This window comes from Bifidobacterium callimiconis, from assembly GCF_003952005.1.
Lineage (GTDB): Bacteria > Actinomycetota > Actinomycetes > Actinomycetales > Bifidobacteriaceae > Galliscardovia > Galliscardovia callimiconis.
The window spans coordinates 1-5,411 of the sequence record NZ_QXGJ01000027.1 but is presented as its reverse complement, the minus strand read 5'-3'; the positions used below and the strand labels follow the sequence as shown (position 1 = coordinate 5,411).

The window sequence follows — 5,411 nt, the reverse complement described above, 5'->3', positions numbered from 1 at the left end:
GGGTGAGTGGGTAGGGGACTTTGTGGAGATTGATGGAGGGGGCGCGAGGGAGATGTGAGGCGAAGAGGGACGTGTTTCCCTCCCTCAGACCGACCTTTGGTCGGCCAGCTCCCTCCCCCGGAGGGAGCACGAAGGCCATGGGACCCTAACTAGCCCGGCTCAAAAACCAGTGTTCTCCCTCCGAGGGAGGGAGATGTCACGACGCCAGTCGTGACAGGGGGAGGGGATACCCCGTACGAAGCAACGTTTCCAGTGAGGCTTCGGGCTCCGTCAATGAGCTTTTCGGGAATCATGCGTCGGCTCCCCTCAGTCTGCTACGCAGACAGCTCCCCTCAGAGAGGGGAGCCGACAGACGACAGTCTGACTGAGGGGAGCCCCGCGAAATGCGTCAGCGGCCGCGGGAGACGCGGAAGGGAGCGGCCTTCTTGCGCGACTTGCGGAAGCCCTGCGCGGCGCGGGACGTGGTATGTCCGCCGTGCGAGTGCGAGCCGCCGCTGTGGGAGCCGTGAGAACCGGATCCGGAACCGTAGGAGCCGCCGCCCATGGCGCCGTTCTTGCCGTGACGCTTGGCCTTGCGCTCGGCGGCATGCTGGTCGGCGTACCGGGCGTCCGCGCCACGACGACCGCGGCCGCGCTCCTCGGAGTTCCGTGCCACGGCGCCGCGCTTGCCGCCGCCACGGTTCTCGGCGCCACGCCTGGACTCGCCACGCTCGGCGGCACCGCGACGACCACCGTGATGCGAGTGCTTGGCGCCGGTCTTCGGCTTGGCCGGAGCCTTGAGCTTCCAGTCGAACACCAGCGGCGCGTATTCGCCCACGAGCTCCTTGACGGCCGGATCCTCGGGCTTGACCCACGTGGACTTCACCTGGATGCCGGCACGACGCATCGTGGCGCGCACGCCACGCTCCTGGCTCGGCAGCACCAGCGTCACCACATCGCCGGACTCGCCGGCGCGCGCGGTACGGCCGGAACGGTGCAGGAACGACTTCGGGTCCATCGGCGGATCCACCTGCACCACTAGCGTCACATCGCTCACGTCGATGCCACGGGCCGCCACGTCGGTGGCCACGAGCACGTTCACGTCGCCGCTCGTGAAGGCGGCGAGATGACGATCACGCTGGTTCTGGTTGAGATTGCCCTGCAGGTCCACGGCAGGGATGCCAGACTTGACGAGCTTGGCGGCCAGCTTCTGCGCCTGGAACTTGGTGCGCGTGAACAGGATGCGCTTGCCCTTGCCGCCGGCGAGCTTGTTCACCAGAGTGGCCTTGTTGCCCTGCGAGACGACGAACAGGTGGTGGGTCATGGTGTCGACCTGAGCGTCGGCGTCGTCCACCTCGTGCACTTTGGCGTTGTGCATGAACCGCTTGACCAGACCGTCAACGCCGTGGTCGAGCGTGGCGGAGAACAGCATGCGCTGGCCACTGGGATCGACCTTCTCGAGCAGTCGGGTCACGGACGGCAGGAAGCCCATGTCGGCCATCTCGTCGGCCTCGTCGAGCACGGTGATCTCCACGGACTCCAGCGACAGCAGGCCCTGTCCAAGCAGATCCTCCAGTCGACCCGGGCAGGCGACCACGATCTCGGCGCCGCGGTTGAGCCCCTCGACCTGACGGCCCTGCTTCACACCGCCGTAGATCGTCACGGTGCTCATGCCCATCATGGCGGCGAGCGGCTGGATCACCTCGTCGATCTGGTTGACGAGCTCACGCGTGGGAGCCAGCACCAGACCCAGCGGATGCGGCACGTTGCCGTTGGCGCGCTTCTCATGACGACGGTTGCCGCCCTTGCCCCTGGCGTGCTTGGCCAGTCGGGCCACCAGCGGAATGGAGAAGGCGAGCGTCTTGCCCGAACCGGTCTTGCCACGGCCAAGCAGATCGCGGCCGGCCAGCGAATCAGGCAGCGTATCGGCCTGGATGGGGAACGCCTCGGTCTTGCCTTCGGCGGCCAGCACGCGCACGAGCGGCTTCGGCACGCCGAGCTCGGCGAAGGAGACCGGTTCGGCCTCGTCAGCGGCGGCAGCACTCTCGTCAACGGCATCGTCGACGTCGTTGATCACGGCGTCGGCGGCGGACTCGTTCATATCGGTCATATCATTCACGGAATCGGATTCAACGGCATCGGACACGACGGTATCGTCAAAATCAGTAGTGTGCTTCGGCACGGCAGCCTTTCAAAAACATCATCAGCAGACAATCAATCGGTATGAATCCGCAACGATATTCCGATTATTCATAGGCATTCATATTCGGATGGGTCACATTGCGGATCAACACAATCCAAGCCGGTTCCTCCGGCCTGTGCAAACTTAGCGATGATACCCCGAGGCCGATACTTTCGTCGCGTCCCCCACCGCCTGATCATCATCAACCTTTCCGTTACCGTCGCACACTGCGGATTCGTTGCCACCGTATGACGGACCCGCAGCGAGGAACCACCCATACTGCGGGTTTGCAACGACACGACGACAAACCCGCAGTATGGTCGTCTCCCCCACTGCGGATTTGTCACAGCAGCACGGCAAACCCGCAGTTTCGGCATCCCCTTGCTGCGGGTTCGTAACGGAGCCACGACGAACCCGCAGCAGACACGCCCTCCCCTCTTAGTGTGATCACACTAAGGTGAGCCGACGCACGACAGCCCCGCACCGAATGAATGCGCCGCACTCCCCCACCGTCGGTCATCGCAACGGGCACGATCGATCGGCGCGCGCGGCTATAGTCAAAACCAACCAACGAAGGGAGCCGGGATGGGTATCAGCGCAAACGAAGAACCACTGGGCAAAGTGTTCTCCACCGACTATCAGTTCATCATCCCCGCGTTCCAGCGCGCCTACTCGTGGCAGGTGAGCAACATGCTGCAGCTGGTGGAGGATCTCGAGGATGCGGCACGCGACCCCGACCACCCGTACTTCCTCGGCTCACTGATCCTCGTGGGCGGCACGGACTCCACCGGCCGCACATATCAGGTGATCGACGGGCAGCAGCGGCTCACCTCGCTCACCATCATCATCGCGATCCTGCGCGACCTCGAAAAGGATCCGGAACTGGTCGCCAACCTCAACTCGCTGATCCTCGAGGAAGGCAACCGACTGTTCGGACGCAACGCCGAACCGCGTCTGGCGCTGCGCGAGCGCGACGCCGCGTTCTTCCGCGACTACGTGCAGGAAGGCAATCTCGAATCGCTGTTCGATCTGCGCGACGGCGACATGGAGTCGAACGCGCAGCGCAACATCGTGCAGAACACCAAAGCCGCGTACGACGCGCTGAACGCGCTGACCGACGACGAGCGACGCGCGCTGGCCACGTACCTGGTGAGCAACGTGTTCCTGATCATCGTGGTCACCGACGATCTGGCGGGCGCGCACCGCATTTTCGACGTGATGAACATGCGCGGACTGCCGCTCACCGCGTCCGACGTGTTCAAGGCCAAGGCGATATCGTCGATCCCGCTGCCCGATCGCGACATCTACGGCAAACGCTGGGACGATGCGATCGACCCGCTGAGCGACGACGTGGAGGCGTTCTTCAACGATCTGCTGCTGGTCACGTCTCCCAAGTCGGGCGCGCGCGGACCGGTCGACGGATTCCGGATCAGGGTGTTCGACGACTATCTGAGGAAGAGCACGGCCGCCGAATTCATCAACACCGTGCTCGTGCCGTATTCCAAGGCATGGCTGATGGTGAACCGACCGCACGCGTTCGATCTTCCGGCCGAAGTGACGGACTGGCTGGTGGCGTTGAACGACTTCCCCACCAGTGAGTGGCGGCCCGTGGCCATATGGGCGCTGACGAACGTGGGCGGGCTTGCGGAAAACGCCGGCGACGACAATGGAGCCGCTGCCGGCGCCATGACGGAGAAGCGTCGGCGCAAACTGGTGAAACTGCTGACCGCGCTCGAACGCGTGACCGGCGTGGACAATCTCGCGCGACAATCGTCGGCCATGCGACGCACTCGCATAGTGCAGATCCTCAAGGATCTCAAGAAGGGCAAGGATCTCGACAAATCCACCGGTTTTGCGATCGGCGACGAGGAACGCAAGATCGCGCTCGCCCGACTGCGCGGCGAACTGCAGGCCACGGGCACGCTCAAGAAGCTCTTGCTGCTGCGCGCCAACGATCAGCGGGCCGGCGCGCGGATCATACGGCCGCGCAACATCAACGTGGTACGGATCCTGCCGGAGCGGATCGGACCGAATTCGTCGTTCGCAGTGTGGCCGGAAGCCACGCGCGACCATTGGGTGGACCGCATCGGCAATCTGGTGCTCACGTCCACGAACGAGCAGCTGATCGCCAAGCTCGACAGCTATACGCCACGCGCGGAACGGATTCTGGCGCAGCACAAATCGCTGAAGTATCCGCTGACCGCGGCGCTCGCATCGGTGCGCGAACTCACGCCGGACGTGTTGGAGCGACGGCAGGAGGAAATCGTGCATCTGATCGCCGAATACTGGCGGATCCGATTCGATGCGGACAAGGTGGATCTGACCACGCTCAGCGAAGACCATCTGGCGCGTGGCGGCGGCAGGGCGGCAAGCGGATCGAAGCGCATCACGATCGCGCAGGTGATCGGCGCAGGACTGCTGGTGCCGGGCGAGACACTGATCTGGAAGCGTCCGCGACTCGGCCAGGAGTGGATCGCCACGGTGACGCGTGACGGCAAGCTGCAATTGGAGGATGGGTCGAAGCATTCCACGCCCACGGCGGCGGCCCGCGCGGCAAGTGGCACCTCGTCCGGCGCAGGGCTGAGCGTGTGGCGTCGGCAGTCGAATGGGCAGAAGCTCAGCGATATCTGGCAGGAGTACCGGTTGAAGATGCTCGGCGGGCGCGACGGGTCCGGGGACCCGGAAGCCAAGCGCGGTGTTTCGGGCAAGTAGGGTCCGGGCAAACGGGGGCCGAGCGAGGCGAAGCCCGGACAAACAGGGGCTCGAGCAAACAGAGCTCAAGTAAACAAGATAGATAGCGGAACGTATCGGAGCAGGAAACAGGACCCAGATTCAGGCCCCGTCTCCAGCTGGGAGCTCGGCCGATACGTTCCGTTTCGCAATCGTTGCGAAACGTACTCGTATGCCTCTCTTCGGGTACGTTCCATCGCGCATCCCTAACCAAACGTATCCGAGGGACACGTTTCGGATACGTTTGGGTTTCATCGTGTTACGGATCGTATCCGAACGACGTCGCTCGAATACGGTCCGTCATGGATCGACAACCGAACGTACTCGAGCATCGCTCAGCCCCGCAGCCCCGCAACCCAACAACCCAGTCCTCCCCCGCAAACCCCATACCCCAGTGGATGCTGTTGGAGGCGGTCTACGATCTGCTCAGGCCGGCCTTCTACGCCGGGATGAAAAACACGGTCGGCGACATCGGCGCGATCGTCATCTTTCTCGCGCTGCTCTGCTTCTGTCTGTCTAA

General features: G+C 63.8%; 3 protein-coding genes. 2 read left to right on the top strand and 1 reads right to left on the bottom strand.

Annotated elements, in window-relative coordinates; genetic code table 11:
- Nucleotides 1-388: 388 nt before the first annotated feature.
- Nucleotides 389-2,161, bottom strand: coding sequence for a DEAD/DEAH box helicase (locus D2E23_RS11415; RefSeq protein ID WP_420829298.1), 1,773 nt, complete (start codon nt 2,159-2,161; stop codon nt 389-391).
- A gap of 585 nt (nt 2,162-2,746) precedes the next feature.
- On the opposite strand from D2E23_RS11415, the gene D2E23_RS11410 reads away from it, so the two are divergent.
- A complete protein-coding gene (locus D2E23_RS11410) occupies nt 2,747-4,873 on the top strand; it encodes a GmrSD restriction endonuclease domain-containing protein (RefSeq protein ID WP_126031013.1) in 2,127 nt (708 codons plus the stop codon).
- Nucleotides 4,874-5,193: 320 nt separating this feature from the next.
- The coding region (locus D2E23_RS11750) for a hypothetical protein (protein WP_206432043.1) at nt 5,194-5,411 on the top strand (218 nt) is incomplete at its 3' end.